Below are 25,644 nucleotides of genomic sequence, written 5' to 3' on the forward strand. Positions count from 1 at the left end.
CTGTTCAATGCACGCTGCGCAGCCCCCGCGCCAGGTCGGACAGTCGATACGGCTTGCTGACGAAGGTGTACTCCCCCAGCCGGCTCTGGTCCAGCTTGAGCGCCGGCTGCGGGTAGCCCGAGGCAAGCATCACCTTGATGTTCGGGTAGTTCTCGCGCGTGAACTCGGCCAGCTCGATGCCGTTCGGGCCGTTCGGCATGACGATGTCGGTGAACAGGATGTCGACATCGCGGCTGGCCAGCACGTTCATGGCATCCTGGCCGCTGGCCGCCGTCATCACGTCGTAGCCCATGCTCAGGAACAGGGCCGAGGCCACGTCCAGCAGGTCCGGCTCGTCTTCCACGATCAGCACCGTCTCGGTGTCGCCGTGCGCCGCTTCGCGCTCTTCGTTGTTCACGGCAGGCAGGTAGATGGTGATCGATGTACCCTCGCCCAGCGTGCTCCGGATGACCACTTCGCCGCCCGACTGCTTGATGAAGCCGTAGACCTGCGACAGGCCCAGGCCCGTGCCCTTGCCGGTTTCCTTGGTCGTGTAGAAGGGCTCGAAGGCGCGCTGCACGGTCTCCTCGCTCATGCCGCTGCCGGTGTCGGTGACCGAGATGCAGACATAGGGCCCCGGCGCCAGGCCCGTGACCTCGCCTTCGCGCAGCCCGACCGGCGCCGTGCCGAGCGTCAGCTGGCCGCCGTCCGGCATGGCGTCGCGCGCGTTCACCACGAGGTTCAGCAGCGCCGACTCGAAGCGCGCCGTATCCACCACCGCGCTGCCGGCCTGCGGGTCGAGGTTCAGTTCGAACGCGATGCCGGAATGCCCGGCGCGCCGCAGCACCGACTCGAAACCGGAGATGATGCGGTTGATGCTGCGCGTTTCCGGCTGCAGCGGCTGCTGGCGGGCGAAGGCGAGCAGCTGCTGGGTGAGCGTGGCGCCGCGGTCGATGGCGCGGCGCATGCTGTCCAGGGTCTTGGCATCCGCCCCAGGCCGGGTCATGGTCAGCACCTCGATGCCGCTGGCCAGTACCGACAGCAGGTTGTTGAAGTCGTGCGCGATGCCGCCGGTGAGCTGGCCGATCGATTCCATCTTCTGCGACTGGAACAGCGCGCGCTGCGCCTGCTCCAGCGCCTCCTCGGCCTGCTTCTTTTCGGTGAGATCGCGCGTGATCTTGGCGAAGCCCAGCAGCTGGCCGTCGTCGCCGTGGATGGCGTCGATGATGACGTGGGCCCAGAAGCGCGTGCCGTCCTTGCGCATGCGCCAGCCTTCGGACTCGTAGCGGCCGTCGCGCCGCGCGGCAGCCAGCGCGCGCAGCGGCAAGCCGCCTTCACGGTCTTCGTCCGTGTAGAAGCGCGAGAAATGGCTGCCGACGATTTCGTCGTAGCTGTAGCCTTTGATACGTTCGGCGCCGACGTTCCAGTTCGATACCACGCCCTCGGCCGAGAGCATGTAGATCGCATAGTCGGTCACGCCCTGCACCAGCAGGCGGAAACGCTGCTCGCTCTCGCGCAGCGCGTCCTCGGCCTGCTTGCGCGCCGTGACGTCGCGGGTGATCTTGGCGAAGCCCAGGTGGTTGCGGTGCTCGTCGTAGATCGGATCGATCACCACGTGCGCCCAGAAGCGGCTGCCGTCCTTGCGTATGCGCCAGCCTTCGGCTTCGAACTTGCCGTGCTCGAGGGCCTGGGCCAGGGCGCGCGCCGGCAAGCCGCCCTCCTGGTCTTCCGGGGTGTAGAAACGCGAGAAATGCTGGAACAGGATTTCCTGCGGCAGGTAGCCCTTGAAGCGCTGTGCACCCGCATTCCAGCTCTTCACATGGCCGGCGGGGTCGAGCATGTAGATCGCATAGTCGCTGATGCCGGCGACCAAATATTGAAAGCGTTGCTCGTCGGTTAGCGGTGGCGTGACGGGATGAGGCGAATTCATGAGCCTTGGACATTGGCGGGTCAGGTACCGAAGGATCGTATCATAGGGCCGCTCAGCAATACCGCGCGCTTCGCTTGTACAGACAAGCCAATATTGGAAAATCAGCCACTCATCCGGTTGAAGTGCCGAATTTGACGTTACAATGCTGAATTGTATCTTTTCATCGCCTTTCAGTTAGCAATATGACACAGGCCCCCACCGACCTCCTCGACCTGACCCATTGTGCGAACGAGCCGATCCGCACGCCGGGCAGCATCCAGCCGCATGGCTTCATGCTGACCCTGTCCGCGGCGCCGGGCCAGGGTATGGTGGTGCAGCAGGCAAGCGCCAATCTGGACCATTGGACCGGCATCCCGGCGAAGGAAGCGATCGGCATGCCGCTCGCGCGCATCCTTGGCGAGGCGTCCATGGCGCGCCTGGCGCCGGAGCTCGAAGACAAGCCCCTGGCCTCGCGCCCCGCCTACATCGGCACCATCACGCTCGACAACGGCGCCCACTTCGACGTGCTGGCGCATGCCTGGGACGGCCTGGTGATCCTCGAGTGCGAGGGCGTGAACCGTCCCGGCGCCGCCGACTTCCGCCACCTGTATCCGCTGATCGGCGACTTCCTGCTCAAGGTGAACGGTTCGGCCTCGATCACCGCCTTGTCCGAACTGGCCGCGCGCCACGTGCGCGCCGTCACCGGCTACGGCCGCGTGCTGGTCTACCAGTTCGACAATGACGGCCACGGAAAAGTACTGGCAGAGTCGAAGGAGAGCGGCTACGAGTCCTACCTGGGCCAGCATTTCCCGGCCAGCGACGTCCCGGCCCAGGCGCGCGCCCTGTACGCGCTGTCGCCGATCCGGGTGATCCAGGACGCCAACTACACGCCCGCTCCCCTGCTGCCCGAGCTCAATCCGATCAGCGGCGCCCGCAACGACCTGTCCTTCGCGGCCCTGCGCAGCGTCTCGCCGGTGCACCTGCAGTACATGCGCAATATGGGCACGCTGGCCTCGATGTCGGTCTCGCTGATCGTCAAGGGCCAGCTCTGGGGCCTGATCTCCTGCCACAACGCCGCGCCCTGCCCGGTGCCGGTCGAGAAGCGCACCGCCTGCGAGCAGCTGGGCCAGATCCTGGCCCTGTGCATCGAGTCGCGCGAGGATGCCACCGAGCTGCAGTTCCGGCTGGAAGTGCGCCGCATCATGGTCGAGATGCTCGGCCACCTGACCAAGGGCGCCGATTTCATCGAAAACATGAGCGGCGTGTTCCCCGAGCTGCTGCGCTTCGGGCGCGCCGGCGGGGTCGCCATCGTGGTCGACGAGCGCGTGCTGACCTATGGCGACACGCCCGACGAGCCGGCCATCCGTGACTTGGTCGACTGGCTGGCCGTGCAGGGACACGCCGAGATATTCCACACCGACCACTTGAAAGCGCTCTATCCGGCTGGCGTCGACATGGTGCGCAACGCCAGCGGCCTGATGGCGCTGCCGATCTCGCGCATCCACAAACACTACCTGCTGTGGTTCCGGCCGGAGGTGGTGCAGACCATCGAGTGGGCCGGCAATCCGCACGGCAAGCAGGCGTCCGCGAACGACCCCGCCCAGCTCACGCCGCGCCTCTCATTCGACGCCTGGCGCGAAACCATCCACGGCCGCAGCCTGCCCTGGCACGTGGCCGAGATCGAACTCACCATCGAGTTCCGCAGCGCCCTGCTCGGCATCGCCCTGGAGCGCGCCGAGCAGATGGCCGAACTGGCCGAAGAACTGGGCCGCGCCAACAAGGAACTCGAAGCGTTCTCCTACTCGGTCTCGCACGACCTGCGCGCGCCCCTGCGCCACATCGTCGGATTCTCCGACCTCCTGATCGAATCGGCCGGCGGGGAAGACCCGGAGCGGCGCCAGCGCTTCCTCAAGAACATCAAGGAATCGGCTCGCCTGGCGGGCAAGCTGGTCGACGACCTGCTGTCCTTCTCGCAGATGGGCCGCGCCGCGCTGCGCCCGACGCAGGTCGACATGAACGACCTGGTCGCGGCCTGCATCGACAAGCTCGGCATGGAGATCGGCCAGCGCAACGTCGACTGGCACATCGAGCCCCTGCCCACCATCTGGGCCGACCCGACCTTCGTGCACCTGGCGGTGTTCAACCTGCTGTCGAACGCGGTCAAGTTCACCAGCCAGCGCGACCCGGCCGTCATCACGATCACCTCGGAAGAAGTGGGCAACGAGTTCGTGTTCCACGTCGCCGACAACGGCGCCGGCTTCAATATGGAGTACGTCCACAAGCTGTTCGGCGTGTTCCAGCGCCTGCACCGCATGGAAGATTTCCAGGGCACCGGCATCGGCCTGGCCAATGTGCGCCGCATCGTCGAGCGCCACAACGGCCGCGTCTGGGCCACGTCCGTCCAGGGAGAAGGCGCGACCTTCTCCTTCAGCTTTCCGAAACACCCTAATTGAGGCATACGATGCTCAAGCCCATCCTGCTCGTCGAAGACAATCCACACGATCTCGAGCTCACACTCATCGCCCTGTCGAAAAGCCAGCTAGCCAATGAAGTCGTGATTGCGCGCGATGGCGCGGAAGCACTCGACTACCTGCACCGCCGTGGCGAACACAAGGACCGCGTCGTCGGCAACCCGGCGGTCGTGTTGCTCGATCTGAAGCTGCCCAAAGTGGACGGATTGGAAGTCCTGCGAGAAATCCGCAATACCGAGAGCCTCAAGAGCATGCCGGTCTGCATGCTGACCTCGTCGAAAGAAGAGCAGGACGTGGTGCGCAGCTACGAGCTGGGCGTGAATGCCTACGTGGTCAAGCCGGTCGACTTTGGAGAATTCCTGCGTGCTATCGCCGACCTTGGCGTCTTCTGGGCGGTCCTGAACGAACCGCCGCCGGGCTCGCGCCGCTACGTCAAGCCGAAATGAGTCCTGCCTGATTTCACGCCCGCGCCGGCGCCATGGGGGCGCTCGCGGCGGCGCAGCAGGTGGCGGATCCGCGCCGCCAGCGCCTCCGGATGATAGGGCTTCTGCAGCAGGTGCAGGGTGGCGTCCAGCTTCCCCTCATGGACCAGCACCCCTTCCGCATACCCCGAGGTGTACAGGATCTGCGTGCCCGGCAGCCGCTCGGCGATGATCTCTCCCAGCTGCAGGCTGCTGACCGGCCCCGGCATGATCACGTCGGTGAACACCAGGTCGATATGGCGGCCGCTCTCGATGATCTCCACCGCCTGCGCGGCATGCTCCGCTTCGATCACGTCGTAGCCCAGCGCCGACAGGATGCCGGCGGTCGACTCGCGCACGTGTTCCTCGTCCTCGACCACCAGGATGGTTTCCAGGCCGCCGGTGAGCTGGGCGCTGTGCACCGCCTCCACCGGGCTGGGCGCCGCGTCGCTGCGTGGCAGATAGATGCGCACGCTGGTGCCGCGCCCGACTTCGCTCGTCAGGACGATCTCGCCGCCGGACTGCTTCACGAAACCATAGGCCATCGACAGGCCCAGGCCCGTGCCCTGCCCGACCGGCTTGGTGGTGAAGAAGGGCTCGAAGGCGCGCTGCAGGACTTCCTTCGGCATCCCCCTGCCGGTGTCGGCCACTTCCAGCATCACGTACTCGCCCGGCGCCACGTCGAGCGGCAGATCGGGGCCGGCATTCATGGCGCGGATGGTCAAAGTGCCGCTGCCGGCCATGGCGTCGCGCGCATTGATGGCCAGGTTCAGCAGCACGTTGTTGAGCTGGTTGGGGTCGACCATGGTGCTGCCGAGATCGGGATCGATCTCGGTGACCACGCGCGCGCTCGGGCCCAGCACGCGGCGCATCATGTCGTCCATGTCGCGCAGCAGGTGGCCGGGATCGACCACCACCGACTGCAGCGGCTGGCGCCGCGCGAAGGCCAGCAGGTGGGCGGCCAGCTTGGCGCCGCGCTCGACGCCGGTGAGCGCCATCTCCACGCGCGCTTTCGCGCCGTCGTTCAGGTTGCCGACGAGTTTCAGCAGCTGCAGGTTGCCGCCGATGATCTGCAGGACGTTGTTGAAGTCGTGGGCCACGCCGCCGGTGAGCTGGCCGATCGCTTCCATCTTCTGGGCCTGGTGCAGGGCCGACTGGCTGGCCGCAAGCTGCTCCTGGCTCACGCGCAGCGACGCGAAAGCGCTATCGCGCTGGCGCCGCGCATTGCAGGCGCCGCTGTGGTAGCGCACGCGCGCCACCAGCTCGCGCGGGTCGGGCCACTTGACCAGGTAATCGTTGGCGCCCACGGCGAAGGCGCGCGCCTTGATCTCGGGGTCGTCTTCGGAAGACAGGACGATGACGGGGATGTCTTCAGTATCCGGGTGGGCGCGCAGGCGGGCGGTGACTTCGAAACCATCGAGGTCGGGCATGCGCAGGTCGACCAGCACTACCGTCGCACGCACCTCGCGCGCCACCTGGACCGCGCGAACCGGATTCGACTCATAGCACAGGTTATGGCTGACACAACCCGTCAGCCCGTGCGCGATAATGTCCTGCGAAAAGGGCTCGTCGTCGATGAGGAGAACGGAGCAGTCTGGGCGATCATCAATCATTGCGGCGAGGGATCGTTGGACGACACGATCTTGCAATTGGGTAAGCATTGATTCTACTACAATGTGCGGTTTTTAACACAATTGACGATCCAGTTGTGCGCGTCTGTATTGACAAACGCCTTGCAAGTTGCGGGATCTGGCACCATCTTTGCCGTATGCCCAAGCGCCAGCCTCTTCCCATCCGCCCGCCGGCCGATCCCGTGGCCGACGCGCCCTGCCCCTTGTGCGGCCGGGTGCTAGGCACGATCAACATCGACCGCCATCACCTGATTCCGAAGACGTTCAAGGGCAAGGAGCAGTTCCCGATCCACAAGATCTGCCACCGCAAGATCCACTCGGCCCTCACCGAACGCGAGCTGCTGCAGGCCTATCACACATGGGAAGCGTTGCGCGCCCACGAGGACATCCGCAATTTCATCGAATGGGTGGCGAAGAAGCCATCCGACTTCTACACCCGCACCTACACGGCGAACAAGAAGAAATTCCGCTAGCTTTCCCGCGGTGGGCGGCGATGCCGGCTACCCGCTACCCGCTACTGGTGCTGGCCGGCCTGGCCGATCCACACCGTGATGGGCGGCGCCCTGCTGGTCTCGGCAGCCTGGTGTTCGGCGCCGGCTGGGGCCTGGCCGGCTATTGCCCCGGGCCCGCCCTCGCCTCCCTGGGCTGGGGTGGGATCAAGCCCCTGCTGTTGGTGGCGGCGATGGTCGGCGGCATGGCCCTGTTCGAATTCTTCGAGCGGCGCCGGCCGCCACCTTGACAAGCCCGCCGCGCCGGGCTCTCATCATGGCACCTTCAACAAGAGGCTTGCCATGCACTTCAACGACTACCTGGACCACGACGCCACCTCCCTCGCCGCCCTCGTCGCCCGCGGCGAGGTCAGCCCGCACGAATTGCTCGACACGGCGCTGGCGCGCCAGGCGCAGGTGCACGGCCAGGTGAACGCCGTGGTGCGGCTGATGGAAGAGCAGGCGCGCCGGCAGTTGCAAAGGCCAGTACCCGGTCCCTTCGCGGGCGTGCCCTTCCTGCTGAAAGACACCTTGCAGGACTATGCCGGCCTGCCCACCACCAACGCCAGCCGCGCGATGCGCAAGCACGTGCCGACCGGGCACGCCAGCGTGGTACGGCGTTATCTCGACGCCGGCCTCGTCGTCTTCGGCAAGACCAACCTGCCGGAGTTCGCGCTCAAGGGCGTGACCGACCCCGAACTCTTCGGCCGCACGAACAACCCCTGGAACCTCGCGCACACGCCGGGCGGCTCGAGCGGCGGCGCGGCGGCGGCCGTGGCGGCGGGCATCGTGCCAATGGCGGCCGGGAACGATGGCGGCGGCTCGATCCGCATTCCCGCCGCCTGCTGCGGCCTGTTCGGCCTGCGGCCTTCGCGCGGGCGGGTGTCTGCCGGGCCGGATGTCGGCGAAGTCTGGTTCGGCGCCTCGAGCGAAGGCGTGCTCTCGCGCAGCGTGCGCGATTCGGCGCTGGCGCTCGATGTGCTGCAGGGCGCCGAGCCGGGCGATCCTTTCGTGATCGCGCCGCCCGCGGCGCCTTATGCGGAGCTGGTGCGCCGCGATCCCGGCCGGCTGCGCATCGGTTTTACGAGCGCATCGCCGATCGGCACCGACGTGCATCCGGAGGCGGTGGCGGCGGTACGGCACGCGGCCGAACTGCTGCGCAAGCTGGGGCACGAGGTCGAGGAAGCGGCGCCCGAGATCGACGGCGCGGCGCTCGCGACCAGCTACCTGCACGTCTACTTCGGCCAGGTGCCGTCCCTGGTCGCGCGCATGAAGGCGGCGGGTGCCAGCGGCGGTGAACCGGAACTGATGACGCGTCTGCTGATGACGCTCGGCGGCGCGCTCAAGGCGCCGGCGCTCACCACCCAGCTGGCGCAGTGGAACACCTTCGCGCGGGCGCTGGGCCGTTTCCACCAGCGCTACGACATGCTGCTCACGCCGACGCTGGCGCATCCGCCCGTACGCCACGGAACCGGAGATTTGCCGGCGGCGCAGCAGGCGGTGCTGGGATTCCTGCAGCGCAGCGGCATGCTCGGCCTGCTGGCGCGGCTTGGACTGCTCGACAGCACGGTCGAGCAAATCGCGCGCGACAACCTGCGCTATGTGCCGTTCACGCAGCTGTCGAATCTGACGGGGACGCCGTCGATGTCGGTGCCCCTGCACTGGACACAGGACGGGCTGCCGCTGGGCGTGCAGTTCGTGGCGAAGTTCGGGGCGGAGGACAGGCTGCTGCAGCTGGCGCGGCAGCTGGAGGAGGCGCAGCCGTGGTTCGATCGGCTGCCGGCGATGACGCGCAAAGCAATCATCGCCGCGGCAGAGGCGTAAGCAAAAAGGGCCGCGTTCTCACGCGGCCCTTCGTATTCTGGCTCCCCGACCTGGACTCGAACCAGGGACCTGCGGATTAACAGTCCGTCGCTCTACCGACTGAGCTATCAGGGAAAGGAGGCCGCATTATAGCGGCCCATTCCGGATTTGACCAGTGCTGCGCATAAACAGCCGCCAGCCAGCGCCATCGATGACGCTTTGCTATAGTTCGCACCTCCTCCAATCACCTGTAATTCCCATGACGACCGCACGCACTCTCGGCACGCCCCTCTCCCCTTCCGCTACCAAAGTCATGCTGCTCGGCTCGGGTGAGCTGGGCAAGGAAGTGATCATCGCCCTGCAGCGCCTGGGTGTGGAAACCATCGCGGTCGACCGCTATCCGAACGCCCCCGGTCACCAGGTCGCGCACCGCGCCCACGTGATCGACATGACCAACGGCGAGGCGCTGGCCGCCCTGATCGCGCTCGAGAAGCCCGACCTGGTGGTGCCCGAGATCGAGGCCATCGCCACCGAGACCCTGGTCGCGCTGGAAGAAGCCGGCCGCATCACCTGCATCCCGACCGCGCGCGCCGCCCTCTTGACCATGAACCGCGAAGGCATCCGCCGCCTGGCCGCCGAGGAACTCGGCCTGCCAACCTCGCCCTACCGCTTCGCCAGCAGCCTGGAAGAACTGCGGCAAGCCTGCGCCGAAGTCGGATTCCCCTGCGTGGTCAAGCCGGTGATGTCCTCATCCGGCAAGGGCCAGTCCAAGCTCGACGCGGCCAGCGAGGTGGCGCAGGCCTGGGAATATGCGGCCAGCGGCAGCCGGGTCGACGCCGGACGCGTGATCGCGGAAGGCTTCATCGACTTCGACTACGAGATCACCCTGCTGACCGTGCGTTCCCTCGACGCGAACGGACAGATCGAAACCAGCTTCTGCGATCCGATCGGCCACAAGCAGGTGCAGGGCGACTACGTCGAATCCTGGCAGCCGCACCCGATGAGCGCGGCCGCCCTGGCGAGCGCGCGCGACATCGCCGGCAAGGTCACGGCCAACCTGGGCGGCTGCGGCGTGTTCGGCGTCGAGCTGTTCGTGAAGGGCGACATGGTGTGGTTCTCGGAAGTGAGCCCGCGCCCGCACGACACCGGCATGGTGACGATGGCGAGCCAGGTGCAGAGCGAGTTCGAGCTGCACGCCAAGGCCATCCTCGGCCTGCCGGTCGACGTCTCGCTGCGCGCCCCCGGCGCCTCGGCCGTGATCTATGGCCAGCATGAAGCTGCCGGCATCGCCTTCGAAGGCGTGGCCGATGCGCTACGCGTGCCGGGCGCCGAGCTGCGCCTGTTCGGCAAGCCGGAGTCCTTCGCGCGCCGCCGCATGGGCGTGGCGCTGGCAACGGCGGTCGACGCCGACACGGCGCGCCAACGTGCGCTGGAAGCGGCATCGCGCGTAAAACCGGTCATCCGTTAACCCGGACAGGGGCGGCCTCGCCGCCCTGCCGGGTTGACACGGGCTCAATACGAATTGATAATAGTTCTCATTATCATTCGTATTAATAAAAAGAAATCATGTCGACCTTTATCGTCCTGCGACGTAGCCTGCTGGGCCTGCTCGTGCTCTCTACCCTTCCTCCTCTCGCCAACGCCCAGGATTCCCTTGATACCGCGCAGGTCGTCGTGACCGCCACCGGCTACCGCACCACCGGCACCAAGTCGGACCTGAAGCCGCTCGAGTCGCCGATGAGCTACGAGGTCTACGACAACGAACTGCTGAGCAGCCGCCAGGCCGACAGCGTCAACGAGGCGCTGCGCTACGTGCCCGGCGTGACGCCGGAGAGCCGCCCGACGGTAACGATCTTCGACCAGTACACGATCCGCGGCTTCGAGAGCTACCGCAACTACTACGACGGCCTGCCGCTGCAGTACGACACCCTGTGGAACCTGGTGCCGCAGGTGGACGCCTTCGCCACCGAGAGCGTCGAGATCCTGAAAGGCCCGGTCTCGGTACTGTATGGCTCGGCGCCGCCGGGCGGCATGGTCAACCAGACCGCCAAGCAGCCACGTTCGAAGCAGGAGACGAACCTGCGCGCCCGTATCGGCACCAATGCCCTGCGCGAGCTGGCCGTCGACAGCACCGGCCCGCTGTCACGCGACGTCGACTACCGCGTGGTCGCCCTCGCGCGCGAACGCGACGGACAGCAGGTCACGACCGAGGAAGAGCGCCGCCTGCTCAACCCCTCGCTCACCTGGCGCATCAGCCCGTCCACGCGCCTGAACCTGAACCTCTACTACCAGAACGATCCGGCCCTGATCCCGTCGACGCCGCTGCCGGCGCTCGGCACCCTCCAACGCGCGCCCTACGGCCTCCTGCCGTCCGACACCTTCGCCGGCGACGCCAACTGGTCCGGCATGGAGCGCGAAGTCACGATGGCGGGCTGGAAGTTCGAACACGCCTTCAACGACAGCGTGAGCTTCCTGCAGAACTTCCGCTACACGAAGGCCGACGGATACCAGAAGAACACCTATAACCGCGGCCTGCTGCCAGACAACCGCACCCTTACCCGCTCCGCCTACTTCACGGACGAAAAGATGAACGGCTGGGTGGTCGACAACCAGCTGGCATGGCGCGTGAACACGGGCGCCTTCGCGCACCGCATCCTGGCAGGCATCGACTACCAGAAGCTGCGCACCCGCGTCGGCTATGGCGACACCCTCGGCACCGGCACGCCGACGATCGACCTGGGCGCACCGAACCACGATCTGTTCGACGTGTCCCGCCTGCCGTTCGGCTTCTACACCGAGCGCCACGCGATCCGCCAGTCGCAGCTGGGCTTCTACCTGCAGGACGAGGTGCGCGTGGGCGCCCTGACCCTGATCGGCGGCCTGCGCCGCGACCGCTACCGCAGTCTCGACGACAATGCCTCGAGCTATGACGGCTTCCCATCGACCAGCTCCACCGCCATCGTCCAGCGCAAGACCAGCGACCGCATCGCGGCGATCTACCAGATCGGCAATGGCCTGGCGCCCTACATCAACTACTCGACTTCCTTCGAGCCGACGTCGGGCGTCGATACGGTCACCGGCGAAGCCTTCAAGCCGACCACGGCGAAGCAGATCGAAGGCGGCATCAAGTACAAGTCGCCGGACAGCGGTACCCAGCTGACGGCGGCGGTCTTCGACATCCGCAAGCAGAACGTCGTCGTGAACACGCCGACCTTCAACCAGTACACGCAGAACGGCGAAGTGCGTTCGCGCGGCGCGGAGCTGTCGTGGAACCAGGCGCTCACCGACCAGATCGACTTCACGCTCGGCCTGACCAAGCTCGATATGGAAGTCACAAAAAACGAGCTCGATCCATCCCTGATCGGCAAGACCCCGGTGTGGGTCGCCGACAAGCAGGCCTCGCTGTGGCTGAACTACGCGCCGGTCGACGCGCTGAGCCTGAACGCCGGCGTGCGCCACGTGGGCGAGAGCCAGATGGACGCGGCCAACAGCGCCATCGTCCCTTCGTACACCGTGTACGACGCGGCCGCCATGTATCGCCTGAACAGGACCTGGCGCGTGGGCCTCACCGCCAGCAACCTGGGCGACAAGCGCTACGTCGGCGCCTGCCACAGCGCGCAGAACTGCTGGATGGGCGCGGAGCGCAGCGTCGAGCTGACCCTGCACGCGGCGTTCTGACCGGAGTCCCGCCATGAGCTTCCGCGCCTGGTACCTCGTCCACAAGTGGACCAGCCTGGTCTCCACGCTGTTCCTCCTGATGCTGTGCGTGACCGGCCTGCCCCTGATCTTCTCGCACGAGATCGCGCACCTCACCGGCGCCAGCGTCGAGCCGCCCAAGCTCGCCGCGGAGCCGAGCGCGCCCGCCAGCATCGACGCCATCGTCGCCGATGCGCAGAAGCGCCGGCCGCAGGACGTGCCGCAGTTTCTGGTGGCCGAGGCCGACGAGCCGGAACTCGTCTACGTGCGCATGGCCGAGAAGGTGGATTCCGAAGGCCTCACCGCCTTCTACACCTATGACGCGCGCACCGGCGAATTCTTGAGCGAGTACCCGCTGGGCCAGGGCTTCATGGACCTGATGCTGCGCCTGCATACCGACATGTACCTCGGCCTGGGCGGCACCCTCTTCCTCGGCTTCACCGGCCTGCTGCTGGGCGCCTCGATCGTGTCGGGCATCTATGTGTACGGCCCCTACATGAAGAAGCTGCGCTTCGGGACCGTGCGGCGCGACCGCGCGGTGCGCCTGAAATGGCTGGACCAGCACAACCTGCTCGGCATGGTGACGCTGGTGTGGCTGCTGGTGGTGGGCATCACCGGCACCATCAATGCGCTGAACCGGCCGATCTTCGCGGCCTGGCAGGCGACCGAACTGGCGGCGCTGGCGGCGCCCTACCGCGACGTGCCGCCGGTGACCGGCTTCGTGTCGGCGGATGCGGCCATGAAGGCGGCGCGGCAGGCGCATCCGGACAAGTCGCTCAGCTTCATGGCCTATCCGGGGAACGGTTTCGCGACGCCGCAGCATTTCGTGGCGTTCATGAACGGGAACACGCCGATGACCTCGAAACTGCTGTCGATCGCGGTGATCGATGCGCGCACGGCGCAGGTGGTGGCGAGCGGCGAGATGCCCTGGTATGTGTCGACGCTGATGCTGTCGCAGCCGCTGCACTTCGGCGACTACGGCGGGATGGCGCTCAAGCTGCTGTGGGCGCTGCTGGATGTGCTCAGCATCGTGGTGCTGTGGAGCGGACTGGTGCTGTGGTGGAAGCGGAGGAATGTGACGGCGGAGCAGAAGCTGGCGTCGTTACAAGGCAATCCAGTGCCGGCAACAGCATCGGTAACGGAATAGTCACCGCCTGCATTACCCCCAGCCTCACCCAACGTCGTTCCGGCCCACGCCGGAACGACGATTCCGTACGTGCACTCTTCAAATTTCAAGGCCGCCTTTTGGCACCCACAACGAAAAAGGCCGCATCTCACGATGCGGCCTTCTGTATTCTGGCTCCCCGACCTGGACTCGAACCAGGGACCTGCGGATTAACAGTCCGTCGCTCTACCGACTGAGCTATCAGGGATTAGAGGCCGTATTATAGCAGCGCTTTTCAATTTCGCGAATACCTGAGCTAGCGAAAAGCAATATTTCTATTTCGGCACACGCGCGATGAGCTTCTTCAGCTCATCCAGCACCAGTTGCGGCTCGGTCATCTGCGGAAAGTGCGCACTGCGCGGTGCGATCACTCGCTGGCCCAGCGGCGAGAGCTTCGCCAGCCCCTCCTGGTTGCGCGCCCGCTCCTCGACCGATGCGGTCGATACCATCCAGCTCGGCAGCCGCTTGCCACCCGACAGCACGGTCACAGGAATCGGCGGGAACGCCGGCGCCTCCGCGATCTCGGCCACGGTCTCCTCCTCGTTGCTGATCTCGTCATTCGGATCCGGCGGCGACACGCGGTCCAGCAGTCCTGCCACCGCGCGCTGCATGGCCGAGCGGTACTGCTTCAGATTGATCACGTCATCAGGCGCAGTCGCCTCGAGGAAGAGCACGCCGCAGGTATCCTCCGGATACACGCGCGCAAACAGGTTCGCATGCAAGCCGCCGAAGGAATGCGCGACCAGCAGGAATGGCGGCCTGGCGCCGATCTCGCGCAGCAGGCCGCGCAGCTGCATCACGACGGTGGTGCCCAGCTGCGCCTCCTTGGGACGCGGACTCGCGCCCACGCCCGGCCGGTCGTAGCTCACCACGGCGCCCAGCGCCGCGATCTCGGGATACAGCTTGTGCCAGCCTTCCAGCGGCCCGCCGGCGCCATTGATCATCACGATGGTCGGGCTGCCCTGGCCGGACAGCGAGAAACGCAGCACCTGGCCGCCGACGGCGATGCTTCTGCTCTTTGGTAAATGCTTCACTATGCTGCCCTGATGAGAACGATGTTGCCAGCGTACTAGCTGTGCACGTCAACAGGCAACCCTCAAACGGCGAAGCAAAAACAAAAAGGCCACATCTTGCGATGTGGCCTTCCGGAATTCTGGCTCCCCGACCTGGACTCGAACCAGGGACCTGCGGATTAACAGTCCGTCGCTCTACCGACTGAGCTATCAGGGAATTGATGACAGCATTATATGTTTGCAGTGACATGCTGTCAAATTCGAAGCATGCCGTGCAGCCATTTTTGCTGCTCTTCGGAATCGAGTTGCCTCAGTTCCGAAGAGCCAAGATTTTAAAGAACTTTCGCGACGGCGTCAACGACGCGATCCAGATTGGTCGAGTTCAGCGCGGCCACGCAGATGCGGCCGGTGTCCACGGCGTAGATCGACTGTTCGCGCAGCTTGCCGACCTGCTCTTTCGTCAGGCCCGAGTACGAGAACATGCCCACCTGCTCGCGCACGAATTCGAAATCGTGGCCCGGTGCTTTTTCCTTCAGCTTCTCGACCATCAGGTTGCGCATTTCCTTGATGCGCACGCGCATGCCGGCCAGCTCTTCTTCCCACAGCTGGCGCAGCTCAGGCGTCGACAGCACCATCGCAACCACCTTGGCGGTATGGGTCGGCGGGTTCGAGTAGTTGGTGCGGATGACGCGCTTCAGCTGCGACAGCACGCGCGCCGCTTCTTCGGCGCTGGTTGCGACGATCGACAGCGCACCCGCGCGCTCGCCGTACAGCGAGAACGATTTCGAGAACGAGTTCGACACCAGCAGCGGAATGTTCTTCTCGGCGAAGCGGCGCACCACGGCGCCGTCTTCCGCAATGCCCGCACCGAAGCCCTGGTAGGCCATGTCGAGGAATGGCACCAGGCCGCCGGCGACGACGGCGTCGATCACCTGGCCCCACTGGTCCTGCGTGAGGTCGGCGCCGGTCGGGTTGTGGCAGCAGGCGTGCAGCACCACGATGGCGCCTTGCGGCATGGCTTTGAGTGCCGCCAGCATGCCTTCGAAGTTCACGCCGTGGGTGGCCGCGTCGTAGTAGGTGTAGTTGTTGACCACGAAGCCCGCGCTTTCGAACAGGGCGCGGTGGTTTTCCCAGCTCGGGTCGCTGATGTAAACCTCGGAACCCGGCGCGAAACGCTTGAGGAAGTCGGCGCCCAGCTTGAGCGCACCGGTGCCGCCCAGGGCCTGCACGGTGATCGCACGCTTCTCTTGAATAACGGCGCTGTCGGCCCCAAATACCAGCTCTTGCACGGCTTTGTCGTACGCTGCCAGGCCCTCGATCGGCAGGTAGGTACGCGGAGCCGGCTGCTCCATCAGCTTCGCTTCCGCTTTCTGCACGCACTGCAGCAAAGGCACCTTGCCATTATCGTCATAGTAGACACCGACGCCCAGGTTGATCTTGGCCGGGTTGGTGTCGGCGTTGAATGCTTCGGTAATGCCCAGGATCGGGTCGCGGGGCGCCATGTCGATGGCGCCGAAGAGGCTGGCGGAGGCTGTGGAAGTCATCGTGATAGACTGGCTAACTGAGTGAGTTTTGTCGGTGGGTTCGCAGCGGTTGTATAGACATAGACGGCAGTGCTGCACTGCGTCAAGTGGACTCCCATTCTAGCAAAGGTCTGAAAGTATGGCTGATTTATCCATCGCAAATGCCCCCGAGCCGACCGTGATCACCTACCCCGGATCGCCCTTCAAGCTGCACCAGCCCTTCCCTCCAGCCGGCGACCAGCCGACCGCGATCGAAGGCCTCATCGAGGGCATCAACGACGGCCTGATGTACCAGACCCTGCTGGGCGTGACGGGCTCGGGCAAGACGTACACGATGGCGAACGTGATCGCGAAAGCGGGCCGCCCGGCCATCGTCTTCGCGCCCAACAAAACGCTGGCGGCCCAGCTGTATGCGGAGTTCCGCGAATTCTTCCCGCAGAACGCGGTCGAGTATTTCGTCTCCTATTACGACTACTACCAGCCGGAAGCCTATGTGCCGCAGCGCGACCTGTTCATCGAGAAGGACTCGTCGATCAACGAGCACATCGAGCAGATGCGCCTGTCGTGCACCAAGTCGCTGATGGAGCGGCGCGACGTGGTGATCGTCGCCACCGTGTCGGCGATCTACGGTATCGGTAATCCGAACGAATACCACAAGATGATCCTGACCCTGCGTCACAAGGATAAAGTGGCGCAGCGCGACATCATCGCGCGCCTGATCCAGATGCAGTACACCCGCAACGAGATGGATTTCTCGCGCGGCTCCTTCCGCGTGCGCGGCGACACCATCGACATCTTCCCGGCGGAACACGCGGAACTCGCGATCCGCGTCGAGATGTTCGACGACGAGATCGAATCGCTGCAATTGTTCGACCCGCTGACGGGCCGCGTGCGCCAGAAGATCCCGCGCTTCACCGTCTACCCGGGTTCGCACTACGTGACGGCGCGCAGCACCGTGCTGAAGGCCGTCGAATCGATCAAAGCCGAGCTGCGCGACCGCCTCGAGGAATTCCGCCAGCAGAACAAGCTGATCGAGGAACAGCGCCTCGAGCAGCGCACGCGTTTCGACCTCGAGATGCTGGCCGAGATCGGTTTTACCAAGGGCATCGAAAACTACTCGCGTCACCTGTCCGGCTCGATGCCGGGCGAGCCGCCGCCGACGCTGATCGACTATCTGCCGAAGGACGCGTTGATGTTCATGGACGAGTCGCACGTGATGATCGGCCAGCTCAACGCCATGTACAACGGCGACCGTTCGCGCAAGGTCAACCTGGTCGACTACGGCTTCCGCCTGCCCTCGGCGCTGGACAACCGGCCGCTGAAGTTCCAGGAGTTCGAAAGCAAGATGCGCCAGACGATCTTCGTCTCCGCGACGCCCGCCGAGTACGAAAAGGAAAAGGCCGACAACGTGGTCGAGCAGGTGGTGCGACCCACCGGCCTGGTCGACCCGCTCGTCATCGTCAAGCCGGCGCGTTCGCAGGTCGAGGACCTGATGAGCGAGATCACCGACCGCATCGCCAAGGACGAGCGCGTGCTCGTGACGACGCTGACCAAGCGCATGGCCGAGCAGCTCACCGAATACCTGAGCGACCACGGCATCAAGGTGCGCTACCTGCACAGCGATATCGAGACCGTCGAGCGGGTCGAGATCCTGCGCGACCTGCGCCTCGGCACCTTCGACGTGGTGGTCGGCATCAACCTGCTGCGCGAGGGCCTGGACCTGCCGGAAGTGTCACTGGTGGCGGTGCTGGACGCGGACAAGGAAGGTTTCCTGCGCTCCGAACGTTCGCTGATCCAGACCATCGGCCGCGCGGCGCGTAACCTGAACGGCGTCGCGATCCTCTACGCCGACCAGATGACCGATTCGATGAAGCGCGCGATCGACGAAACCGAACGTCGCCGCGCCAAGCAGATCGCCTTCAACGAGGCGCACGGCATCACGCCGAAGGGGGTGAACAAGAAGATCAAGGACATGATCGACGGCGTCTACAGCAACGCCGCGCAGAAGGCCATGGTCGAGGGCGTCCGGGAAGACGCGGAGACGGCCAAGGTCGAGTCGATGAGCGAGAAGCAGATCAGCAAGGAGATCAAGCGCCTCGAGAAGCTCATGGTCGATCACGCCAAGAACCTCGAGTTCGAGAAGGCGGCCCAGGTGCGCGACCAGCTGCACGTGCTCAAGCAGCAGGCCTTCGGGGCGCCGGGGGCGGACAACGTGGTCTCGATCCTCGGCAAGTAAGCCCCGCTGTTCGCATGAACGGCCGACACCTCTGCTCATCCGGGCGTTGAACGCGCGGTCGGCAGAGCCGACCACCCTACGCCTTGGTTGAAACGGGATTCGGCTGCTGTTTCAATTCCGGATACGCCTTCATGGCCGCGCACAGGGCCGCGCAGCCTTGGCTATGCCGGTGCCCTCCACTCCTGCGCGCCCCTTCGCAGCTGCGCTCGAGCGCCACGTCTTCCTCTGCGATTCTCCAGGTTCTCATTCGACCGGTTCTCCCACGATGCTGGGAACCAGCCTACACCCGGCACAATGCCGGGCGCGCACGAAAGCGTGCTCAGCGTACGGCGGGGTCGCGCACCTGCGCGAGGATGCGCAGCAGTTCTGACAGGTCGGCAGGCTTCACCAGGTGGCGATTGAATCCGGCCTCGTAGGCGCGGTCGCGGTCCTCGCTCTGGCCGTAGCCGGTCAGGGCCACCAGGGTCGCATCCGCGGTCTCCCTGGCTGCGCGCAGGCGGCGCGCCAGTTCGTGGCCGTCGATGTCGGGCAGGCCGATATCGAGCAGCATGACCTCGGGCCGCTCGCGCAGCGCCCGCGCGTAGCCGGTGGTGCCGTCATATTCGACGCTCACCTCGTGGCCATGCGCCTCGAGCAGGGTGGCGAGCATCTGCGCCGCATCGGCGTTGTCGTCCACCACGAGCACGCGCACCGGCCCCGTGGCGGGGGCGGTGTCGCCCTCCGCAAGCTCCGGCGCCGGGCCGTCCTGCATCACCGGCAGGCGGACCGAGAACTCGCTGCCCTGGTTCAGGCCCGGGCTGTTTGCCGCCACCCGTCCGCCATGCAGGGCCACCAGGCTTTTCACCAGGGCGAGCCCGATGCCCAGGCCGCCCTGGGAGCGGTCCGGCGTGCGTTCGGCCTGGGTGAACAGGTCGAAGATGTAGGGCAGCACCTGCGGGTCGATGCCCTGGCCGTTGTCGCACACGGCGATCACGGCTTCGTCGCCGTCGCGGCGCACGCGCAGATCGACGCGCCCGCCCGGCGGCGTGTACTTGGCGGCGTTGTTCAGGATGTTCGACACCACCTGCACCAGGCGCGTGCGGTCGCCGCTCACGTGCATCGGCTGATTCGTCAGGTCGAGCGTCAGCTCATGGCGGCGGGCGTCCAGCAGCGGCCGCACCTGCTCGACGGCGCCGTTCACGATGTCGGCCACAGGCAGCTCTTCCTTCTCGATGGTGGCCAGGCCGCGCGTGACGCGCGAGACGTCGAGCAGGTCGTTGACGAGGGAGGTCATGTGTTCGGCCTGGCGCGCGATGATGTCGCTCGCGTGGCGGATGCGCACCGGGTCCATGTTCCCGCGCTGCAGCAGCTGGGCGGCCGTCGTGATCGGCGCCAGCGGGTTGCGCAGCTCGTGCGCCAGCATGGCCAGGAACTGGTCCTTCTGGCGGCTGGCGGCGCGCAGCTCGTCCTCGACACGCTTCCTCACGGTGACGTCGCTGCCCTCCACGAAGATGCCTTCGACGTCGCCCTTCGGCCCGAGGATCGGCTGGTAGACGAAGTCCACGAATCGTTCCTCGAGGTCGCCGCCGGCCTCGCGCTGGATGCGCACCGGCACCGCGTGGCCGACGAAGGGCTGGCCGGAACGATAGACCTGGTCGAGCAGCTCGAAGAAACCCTGGCCCGCCACCTCGGGAAGTGCTTCGCGCGCCGGCTTGCCGATCAGCTCCCGTCGTCCGATGAGCTGCAGGTAGGAGTCGTTGGTGATCTCGAAGACATGATTCGGGCCGCGCAGCACGGCAAGAATGCCTGGCGCCTGCTCGAACAAGGTCATCAGGCGCTGGTTCTCCTGTTCCCGATAGCGTTCGGCCAGCACCTCCCCCGTCATTTCGACGCAGGCGCAAAACATGCCGGCCACGTCGCCGTCCTCGTCGCGCACCGGCGAATAGGAAAAGCGGAACCAGGTGTCCTCGTCGTAGCCGTGGCGGTTCATGCGCAGCGGCAGGCGGTCCATATAGGTCGCCTCGCCCTTGAGCGCGCGCACGATCAGCGGATGGATGTCCGCCCAGATCTCGCGCCAGATGTCATGGAAGCGGCTGCCCAGCGCCGCAGGATGTTTCTCACCCAGGATGGACGCATAGGAGTCGTTGTACAGGAAGCCCAGTTCGGGGCCCCAGGCGACGAACATCGGGAACTTCGAATTGAGCATCAGGCCGACCGTGGTGCGCAGGGCCTGCGGCCAGTTGCGCGGATGGCCGAGCGGCGACGTTGACCAGTCGTGCGCCCGCATCATCGCCCCCATCTGGCCGCCCCCGCTGAGGAAAGGCAGCCATTCGGAGGGAGTCGCGTGTTCAGTTTTCATGCTTCTGTTGATGAGGGCGGACCGATGTGGTCGTGATAGCAAAATTTTGCCAGAAATACGACATCTGGCCCGCACCGCAGGTATCACAGCGTTTTGACGAACTCTCTGATACCACCCAGCAGCATCTCGACCGACATCGCCGTCAGGATCAGTCCCATCAGGCGCTCGAAGGCCGTCATGACCTGCGGGCCGAGCTTCTGCTGCAGGCGTTCGGCGCTCAGGAAGACGGCCAGCCACACCACGCCGACCGCGGCCAGCGCGGCGACATGGACCATGGTGTCGACCAGGCTGCCCGAGCTGAACAGCAGCACGGTGGCCAGCGCCGAAGGGCCCGCCAGCGCCGGAATCGCCAGCGGCACGATGAAGGGCTCTCCGTGCTCGCTGCGCCCCAGCACGCCGTCCGGATGCGGGAAGATCATGCGGATCGCGATCATCAGGAGAATCACGGCGCCGCCGATGCGCAGGGCGACCGGGCTCAGGTGCAACGCCGCGAGGAAGTGCTGGCCGAAGAACATGAAGACCAGCAGCAGCAGGAAGGCGATCGCGCATTCGCGGACCACGATCTTGTTGCGGCGTTCGATGGGCACGTCCTTCAGCGCGGCGACGAAGATCGGGATGTTGCCGAAGGGGTCGGTGACGAGGATGAGGAGGATGAAGGTCTGGAAGAAGCTTTGGGTCATGTTCTCGGTTCTTATTGTTGGACTTGCCTAGACAGGCTGATGCATCTTACCAGAGTAGGCTGGGCGGTCCTCCGCCCTCGCGTTCAACTCCCGCATGCATGGACGCGGTGCGTGCCATGCGGGCACTGTTTGGACGCGTGGGCGCGGGATCGTGATTGGTCCACCGGGCCAAATCACCCCTACGGTTCCACGGAATGCGTGCGCTTCAGGGTCCGCAGGACGAAGGTGGAGCGGCTGTGACGGATACCCGGAATCTTGTACAGGCGCTGGCGCAGGAAACGCTCGTAGCCCTCGGTGCCGGCCACGGCGACCTTGATCAGGTAGTCGTAGTCGCCCGTGAGCAGGTTCGCTTCCATCACTTCCGGCAGCTTGGCCAGCTCTTCGCCGAAACGGATCAGCATGTCGTCGTCGTGGCGGTCCAGGGTCACCTCGATCAGGACCGTGTCCGGCAGGCCGAGGGCGCGCTGCGACAGGAGCGCGGCATAGCCTTCGATGAAGCCGCCCTCCTCCAGCGCCCGCACACGGTTCCAGCAGGCCGTGGGCGACAGGTGCACGCTGACGGCCAGGTCCTGGTTGCTGATGCGCCCGTCGGTGCGCAGCGTACGCAAGATCTTGCGGTCGATGTCATCGAGTTGACCATCCCTCACACCAGCCTCCAACTCCAAATAGAAGAGATGACTACATTATCACGAAATAGTAGAAGATTCCTCTATGCATCGACAAATTCAGCGAAACTATGAAAGCACCTTTTCGCTCTCCAGTCTTACGATAGAGGGACTTTATCGAGCACTTCCCGCGCCGCCCAGAACCGCCGCCACGACCGGCGCTGCATCGCGCGCCGCGGACGCCCCTTCACGAGAGAGGCCGCGTAAAAAGCAGAACGGGCAGGAAAGGTTCACACCTTCCCTGCCCGTTCTCTTTGCCTTGTCAGGCGTGAAGCGGATTACTTTTCGAACTTCTTCATCCATGCCGCCAGCTGGTGCGGACGCAGGCCGTCGTAGTCTTCGAACGGCTGGTGGATCCACGGATTGTGCGGCAGGTCCTGCAGGTGGTAGTCCGGCTTGAAGCTCGACGTGCCCTTCACCCAGATGACGGCCGAACGCACTTCGGTGACGTCCGGGTAGTTCGTCTTCAGGTGCTCGCCGACCTTCTGCAGGGTGACGCCGGTGTCGGCCAGGTCGTCGACCAGCAGGATGCGGCCGGCCAGCGGGCCCTTGGTCATCGTCATGTACTTGGCGATGTCCAGGTTGCCCTGCTTGGTGCCGGCTTCTTCGCGGTAGGAGCTGGTCGACAGGATCGCCAGCGGCACGTCGAAGATGCGCGAGATCACATCGCCGGGACGCACGCCGCCGCGCGCCAGGCACAGCACCATGTCGAACTTCCAGTTCGATTCATACACTTGCAGCGCGAGGCGCTCGACCAGGCGGTTGTACTCGTCCCACGAAACCCAGAGGTCCTTGTCGGTCGATGCAGGGGTGTTCATTTCAGGCTATTCCTATTCTCGAACCTCTAAAAACCTACTACGCGTCGCATTGTCGGCCTGCGATGCTCGCTGTACGTTCGTACAGCTGCGCTTCTCGGCCAACACTGCTTCCGCTCGCTACGGTTTTTTGAGGTCCTTGTTTTAATTAGGCTGCGAACGGATGGCGCAGCACGATGGTTTCTTCACGGTCCGGACCGGTCGACACCATGTCGATCGGGATGCCGACCAGTTCTTCGATGCGCTTGATGTAGGCGCGGGCATTCGCCGGCAGGTCTTCCATCGTCTTGGCGCCGACGGTCGATTCGGTCCAACCCGGCATCTCTTCATAGACCGGCTGGCACAGCGCGGCTTCCTCGGCGCCGACCGGGAAGATGTCGACGTCGCGGCCGTCGACCTTGTAGCCGGTGCACAGCTTGAGCGATTCGAGACCGTCCAGCACGTCCAGCTTGGTCAGGCACATGCCGGTCACGCCGTTGATCTGGACCGAGCGGCGCAGCAGCGCGGCGTCGAACCAGCCGCAGCGGCGGGCGCGGCCGGTGACGGTGCCGAACTCGTGGCCGACGCGCGACAGGTGCTCGCCGACGCCCTGGTCGGTCGGCAGTTCGGCCGGGAACGGGCCCGAACCGACGCGGGTAGTGTAGGCCTTGGTGATGCCCATGATGTAGTGCAGCATGCCCGGCCCCACGCCGGCGCCGGCGGCGGCGTTGCCCGCCACGCAGTTCGACGAAGTGACGAACGGGTAGGTGCCGTGGTCGACGTCGAGCAGCGAGCCTTGCGCGCCTTCGAACAGCAGGCTGCCGCCGGCCTTGTGCGCGGCGTGCAGGAGCGAGGACACGTCGCCAACCATCGGACGCAGGCGTTCTACCTGTGCCATCGCGTCGTCGTAGGTCTGCTGGAAGTCGATCGCTTCGCCGCCCAGGTAGTTCACCAGCACGAAGTTGTGGTACTCGAGGTTCTCTTTCAGCTTCTCGGCGAAACGCTCCGGGTTGAGCATGTCGGCGATACGGATCGCGCGGCGCGCCACCTTGTCTTCGTAGGCCGGGCCGATGCCCTTGCCGGTGGTGCCGATCTTGTTCTCGCCGCGCTTGGCTTCGCGCGCCTTGTCGATGGCGACGTGGTAAGGCAGGATGACCGGACAGGCTTCCGAGATCTTCAGGCGCGACACGACTTCCACGCCGGCCGCGGCCAGCTTGTCGATCTCGCGCAGCACGTCCGGCACCGAGACCACGACGCCGTTGCCGATGTAGCAGGCCACGCCTTCACGCATGATGCCCGAAGGGATCAGCTGCAGCGCGGTCTTCTGGCCCTTGATCACGAGGGTGTGACCCGCGTTATGGCCGCCCTGGAAACGGACGACGCCGGCCGCATGGTCGGTCAGCCAGTCGACGATCTTGCCCTTACCTTCATCGCCCCACTGGGTGCCGATGACAACGACGTTCTTTGCCACGTTAGTATTTGACATCACTTAACCTAAGTTTTTGAGAATCCAATTTCCGTTTTCGAGGACGAGCACGCGGTCGCACTCGAACTCGTCCTGAACATTGTCGTGACCCGGCATGGACTGGATCACGACTTCGCCTGCCTTGCGCAGGTCAGCGATTTTTTCCTTCAGTTCCGGCGCATTGCCCCAGGGCGCGCGGATGGAATGCTTGCGCTCGGCCGTCGGCAGCAGACGGGCCAGTTCGCGCAGGTCGAGCGAGAAGCCGGTCGCCGGACGCGCGCGCCCGAAAGCCTCGCCCACATGGTCATAGCGGCCGCCGCGCGCCACCGCGTTCGGCAGGCCGGGCACGTAGAGCGCGAACATGGCGCCGCTTTCGTACTGGTAGCCGCGCAGGTCGGCTAAATCGATCGCCACGTCCGCGCGCTTGAGGGCGCCGGCGGCAAGCGCGGCCAGTTCGGCCAGCGCGCGGGTGACGCCCGGCAGCGCCGGCAGTTCTTCCTTCGCACGCGCCAGCACCTCGACGTCGCCGTACAGGTGCGGCAGCGCCAGCAGGGCCTTGCGGGTGCTTGGCGCGTAATTCTGCGTGAACTCGTCCAGGCCCGGCGCGTCTTTCGCGCGCAGCAGGCAGGTCAATTGCGCTTCGTCGCGGCGCGCGGCCGGGTCTTCGGCCAACAGGGCGCGCAGGATGCCGACGTGGCAGAGGTCGAGGCGCACGTCGTCGAAACCGGCCAGGGCCAGCGAGGCGAGCGCCAGTTCCTGGATCTCGGCGTCGGCTTCCAGGCCGGCGTGGCCATAGATCTCGCAGCCGATCTGGACCGGCTCGCGGGTGGCGTGCAGGCCCGACGGACGGGTATGCAGCACGCTGCCGGCGTAGCACAGGCGGGTGACGGTGTCGCGGTTGAGCAGGTGGGCATCGATGCGCGCCACCTGGGTGGTCATGTCGGCGCGCAGGCCCAGCAGGCGGCCGGAAATCTGGTCGACCACCTTGAAGGTGCGCAGCTCGGTGTCCTGCCCTGCCCCGGCCAGCAGCGACTCGACGTACTCGAGCAGTGGCGGCATCACCAGTTCGTAGCCGTACAGGCGGAAGGTATCGAGCATCTTGCGGCGCAGATCCTCGATCTTGCGCGCCTCGGACGGCAAGACATCGGCGATATTTTCAGGCAGGAGCCAATTCGGCATGGGCAGACAGCTAAGGAATTGTTTTCAAGAGCAACAGAACAAGCGCACAGACGTGCGGGCGCACGGTGCGAGCGCCGAATCGGCAATTTTACCCGAAAATGGGGAGGTGTAGGACGGGGATCTTGGTTTGACAGCGCCGGCGGGTTGC

Annotated in this window: 19 protein-coding genes and 3 tRNA genes; 9 read left to right on the forward strand and 13 right to left on the reverse strand. The window is 65.4% G+C overall.

The window, feature by feature from the left end:
* Positions 1–4 precede the first annotated feature (4 nt).
* Positions 5–1,909: a PAS domain S-box protein gene (locus tag ACQ7JA_RS07120; RefSeq protein WP_430895999.1), complete on the reverse strand. Its 1,905-nt coding sequence runs from the start codon at positions 1,907–1,909 to the stop codon at positions 5–7.
* Between the two features lie 182 nt (positions 1,910–2,091).
* Between ACQ7JA_RS07120 and ACQ7JA_RS07125 the strand changes: the two genes are divergently transcribed.
* Together ACQ7JA_RS07125 and ACQ7JA_RS07130 are read left to right on the forward strand one after the other, a co-directional pair.
* A complete protein-coding gene (locus ACQ7JA_RS07125) occupies positions 2,092–4,341 on the forward strand; it encodes an ATP-binding protein (protein WP_430896001.1) in 2,250 nt (749 codons plus the stop codon).
* Positions 4,342–4,349: 8 nt separating this feature from the next.
* Positions 4,350–4,805 (forward strand): response regulator, encoded by a 456-nt coding sequence (locus ACQ7JA_RS07130; RefSeq protein ID WP_430896003.1) that lies wholly within the window; start codon positions 4,350–4,352, stop codon positions 4,803–4,805.
* Here ACQ7JA_RS07130 and ACQ7JA_RS07135 read toward each other — a convergent pair.
* Complete coding sequence (locus ACQ7JA_RS07135) at positions 4,787–6,433, reverse strand: response regulator (protein WP_430896005.1); 1,647 nt, start codon at positions 6,431–6,433, stop codon at positions 4,787–4,789. The genes ACQ7JA_RS07130 and ACQ7JA_RS07135 overlap by 19 nt on opposite strands.
* Before the next feature lie 155 nt (positions 6,434–6,588).
* Here ACQ7JA_RS07135 and ACQ7JA_RS07140 point away from each other — a divergent pair, with 155 nt between their 5' ends.
* Genes ACQ7JA_RS07140 through ACQ7JA_RS07150 form a run of 3 tightly spaced genes read left to right on the forward strand, consistent with a single transcriptional unit; the run spans position 6,589 to position 8,763 of the window.
* Positions 6,589–6,924, forward strand: a complete 336-nt coding sequence (locus ACQ7JA_RS07140; RefSeq protein WP_430896007.1) for a hypothetical protein — start codon at positions 6,589–6,591, stop codon at positions 6,922–6,924.
* Positions 6,925–6,944: 20 nt separating this feature from the next.
* The gene (locus tag ACQ7JA_RS07145) at positions 6,945–7,190 is read left to right on the forward strand and encodes a DUF6691 family protein (RefSeq protein ID WP_430896009.1); all 246 of its coding nucleotides are present in this window, start codon (positions 6,945–6,947) and stop codon (positions 7,188–7,190) included.
* A 52-nt stretch (positions 7,191–7,242) separates the two neighbouring features.
* Entirely contained in the window at positions 7,243–8,763 is a 1,521-nt protein-coding gene (locus tag ACQ7JA_RS07150; RefSeq protein WP_430896011.1) for an amidase, read from the forward strand.
* Positions 8,764–8,801: 38 nt separating this feature from the next.
* On the opposite strand, the gene ACQ7JA_RS07155 is transcribed toward ACQ7JA_RS07150, so the two are convergent.
* Positions 8,802–8,877, reverse strand: a tRNA-Asn gene (locus ACQ7JA_RS07155).
* A gap of 124 nt (positions 8,878–9,001) precedes the next feature.
* On the opposite strand from ACQ7JA_RS07155, the gene purT reads away from it, so the two are divergent.
* The 3 genes from purT to ACQ7JA_RS07170 all read left to right on the forward strand — a co-directional run bounded on the left by purT (position 9,002) and on the right by ACQ7JA_RS07170 (position 13,585).
* Positions 9,002–10,210: a formate-dependent phosphoribosylglycinamide formyltransferase gene (purT, locus tag ACQ7JA_RS07160; protein WP_430896013.1), complete on the forward strand. Its 1,209-nt coding sequence runs from the start codon at positions 9,002–9,004 to the stop codon at positions 10,208–10,210.
* Positions 10,211–10,308: 98 nt separating this feature from the next.
* A complete protein-coding gene (locus ACQ7JA_RS07165) occupies positions 10,309–12,420 on the forward strand; it encodes a TonB-dependent siderophore receptor (protein ID WP_430896015.1) in 2,112 nt (703 codons plus the stop codon).
* Positions 12,421–12,433: 13 nt separating this feature from the next.
* Positions 12,434–13,585, forward strand: coding sequence for a PepSY-associated TM helix domain-containing protein (locus tag ACQ7JA_RS07170; protein WP_430896017.1), 1,152 nt, complete (start codon positions 12,434–12,436; stop codon positions 13,583–13,585).
* Between the two features lie 150 nt (positions 13,586–13,735).
* Here ACQ7JA_RS07170 and ACQ7JA_RS07175 read toward each other — a convergent pair.
* The 4 genes from ACQ7JA_RS07175 to ACQ7JA_RS07190 all read right to left on the reverse strand — a co-directional run bounded on the left by ACQ7JA_RS07175 (position 13,736) and on the right by ACQ7JA_RS07190 (position 16,160).
* Positions 13,736–13,811: transfer RNA gene (locus tag ACQ7JA_RS07175), tRNA-Asn, on the reverse strand.
* A gap of 67 nt (positions 13,812–13,878) precedes the next feature.
* On the reverse strand, positions 13,879–14,637 hold the full coding sequence (locus ACQ7JA_RS07180; RefSeq protein ID WP_430896019.1) for an alpha/beta fold hydrolase: 759 nt from the start codon (positions 14,635–14,637) through the stop codon (positions 13,879–13,881).
* A 120-nt stretch (positions 14,638–14,757) separates the two neighbouring features.
* Positions 14,758–14,833 (reverse strand) — tRNA-Asn (locus ACQ7JA_RS07185).
* A gap of 115 nt (positions 14,834–14,948) precedes the next feature.
* Positions 14,949–16,160, reverse strand: a complete 1,212-nt coding sequence (locus ACQ7JA_RS07190; RefSeq protein WP_430896021.1) for an aromatic amino acid transaminase — start codon at positions 16,158–16,160, stop codon at positions 14,949–14,951.
* Positions 16,161–16,278: 118 nt separating this feature from the next.
* Between ACQ7JA_RS07190 and uvrB the strand changes: the two genes are divergently transcribed.
* Complete coding sequence (uvrB, locus tag ACQ7JA_RS07195; RefSeq protein ID WP_430896023.1) at positions 16,279–18,375, forward strand: excinuclease ABC subunit UvrB; 2,097 nt, start codon at positions 16,279–16,281, stop codon at positions 18,373–18,375.
* 319 nt (positions 18,376–18,694) lie between these two features.
* On the opposite strand, the gene ACQ7JA_RS07200 is transcribed toward uvrB, so the two are convergent.
* From ACQ7JA_RS07200 to ACQ7JA_RS07225, 6 genes are all read right to left on the reverse strand, one after another.
* Positions 18,695–20,713: an ATP-binding protein gene (locus ACQ7JA_RS07200; RefSeq protein WP_430896025.1), complete on the reverse strand. Its 2,019-nt coding sequence runs from the start codon at positions 20,711–20,713 to the stop codon at positions 18,695–18,697.
* Positions 20,714–20,796: 83 nt separating this feature from the next.
* On the reverse strand, positions 20,797–21,393 hold the full coding sequence (locus ACQ7JA_RS07205; protein ID WP_258830258.1) for a MarC family protein: 597 nt from the start codon (positions 21,391–21,393) through the stop codon (positions 20,797–20,799).
* 179 nt (positions 21,394–21,572) lie between these two features.
* Complete coding sequence (locus ACQ7JA_RS07210; protein WP_430896028.1) at positions 21,573–22,040, reverse strand: Lrp/AsnC family transcriptional regulator; 468 nt, start codon at positions 22,038–22,040, stop codon at positions 21,573–21,575.
* Between the two features lie 296 nt (positions 22,041–22,336).
* Positions 22,337–22,876, reverse strand: a complete 540-nt coding sequence (locus ACQ7JA_RS07215) for a phosphoribosyltransferase (RefSeq protein WP_258830260.1) — start codon at positions 22,874–22,876, stop codon at positions 22,337–22,339.
* Between the two features lie 145 nt (positions 22,877–23,021).
* Positions 23,022–24,338, reverse strand: coding sequence for an adenylosuccinate synthase (locus ACQ7JA_RS07220; protein WP_430896030.1), 1,317 nt, complete (start codon positions 24,336–24,338; stop codon positions 23,022–23,024).
* A 3-nt stretch (positions 24,339–24,341) separates the two neighbouring features.
* Positions 24,342–25,496 carry an ATP phosphoribosyltransferase regulatory subunit gene (locus ACQ7JA_RS07225; RefSeq protein ID WP_430896032.1) on the reverse strand — a complete coding sequence of 385 codons (1,155 nt, stop codon included), beginning with the start codon at positions 25,494–25,496 and terminating at the stop codon, positions 24,342–24,344.
* Positions 25,497–25,644: the final 148 nt, after the last annotated feature.

The sequence above is a fragment of the Massilia sp. BKSP1R2A-1 genome (assembly GCF_050586525.1).
Taxonomy (GTDB): Bacteria; Pseudomonadota; Gammaproteobacteria; order Burkholderiales; family Burkholderiaceae_D; genus Telluria.

Excerpts from the sequence above, each read along its gene's own strand:
- ACQ7JA_RS07205 (WP_258830258.1), bottom strand. The coding sequence starts at position 21,393 with ATGACCCAAAGCTTCTTCCAGACCTTCATCCTCCTCATCCTCGTCACC.
- ACQ7JA_RS07120 (WP_430895999.1), bottom strand. The coding sequence starts at position 1,909 with ATGAATTCGCCTCATCCCGTCACGCCACCGCTAACCGACGAGCAACGC.
- ACQ7JA_RS07130 (WP_430896003.1), top strand. The coding sequence starts at position 4,350 with ATGCTCAAGCCCATCCTGCTCGTCGAAGACAATCCACACGATCTCGAG.
- ACQ7JA_RS07165 (WP_430896015.1), top strand. The coding sequence starts at position 10,309 with ATGTCGACCTTTATCGTCCTGCGACGTAGCCTGCTGGGCCTGCTCGTG.
- ACQ7JA_RS07145 (WP_430896009.1), top strand. The coding sequence starts at position 6,945 with ATGCCGGCTACCCGCTACCCGCTACTGGTGCTGGCCGGCCTGGCCGAT.
- ACQ7JA_RS07190 (WP_430896021.1), bottom strand. The coding sequence starts at position 16,160 with ATGACTTCCACAGCCTCCGCCAGCCTCTTCGGCGCCATCGACATGGCG.
- ACQ7JA_RS07135 (WP_430896005.1), bottom strand. The coding sequence starts at position 6,433 with ATGATTGATGATCGCCCAGACTGCTCCGTTCTCCTCATCGACGACGAG.
- ACQ7JA_RS07170 (WP_430896017.1), top strand. The coding sequence starts at position 12,434 with ATGAGCTTCCGCGCCTGGTACCTCGTCCACAAGTGGACCAGCCTGGTC.
- purT (WP_430896013.1), top strand. The coding sequence starts at position 9,002 with ATGACGACCGCACGCACTCTCGGCACGCCCCTCTCCCCTTCCGCTACC.
- ACQ7JA_RS07220 (WP_430896030.1), bottom strand. The coding sequence starts at position 24,338 with ATGTCAAATACTAACGTGGCAAAGAACGTCGTTGTCATCGGCACCCAG.
- uvrB (WP_430896023.1), top strand. The coding sequence starts at position 16,279 with ATGGCTGATTTATCCATCGCAAATGCCCCCGAGCCGACCGTGATCACC.
- ACQ7JA_RS07225 (WP_430896032.1), bottom strand. The coding sequence starts at position 25,496 with ATGCCGAATTGGCTCCTGCCTGAAAATATCGCCGATGTCTTGCCGTCC.
- ACQ7JA_RS07125 (WP_430896001.1), top strand. The coding sequence starts at position 2,092 with ATGACACAGGCCCCCACCGACCTCCTCGACCTGACCCATTGTGCGAAC.
- ACQ7JA_RS07215 (WP_258830260.1), bottom strand. The coding sequence starts at position 22,876 with ATGAACACCCCTGCATCGACCGACAAGGACCTCTGGGTTTCGTGGGAC.
- ACQ7JA_RS07140 (WP_430896007.1), top strand. The coding sequence starts at position 6,589 with ATGCCCAAGCGCCAGCCTCTTCCCATCCGCCCGCCGGCCGATCCCGTG.
- ACQ7JA_RS07200 (WP_430896025.1), bottom strand. The coding sequence starts at position 20,713 with ATGAAAACTGAACACGCGACTCCCTCCGAATGGCTGCCTTTCCTCAGC.
- ACQ7JA_RS07150 (WP_430896011.1), top strand. The coding sequence starts at position 7,243 with ATGCACTTCAACGACTACCTGGACCACGACGCCACCTCCCTCGCCGCC.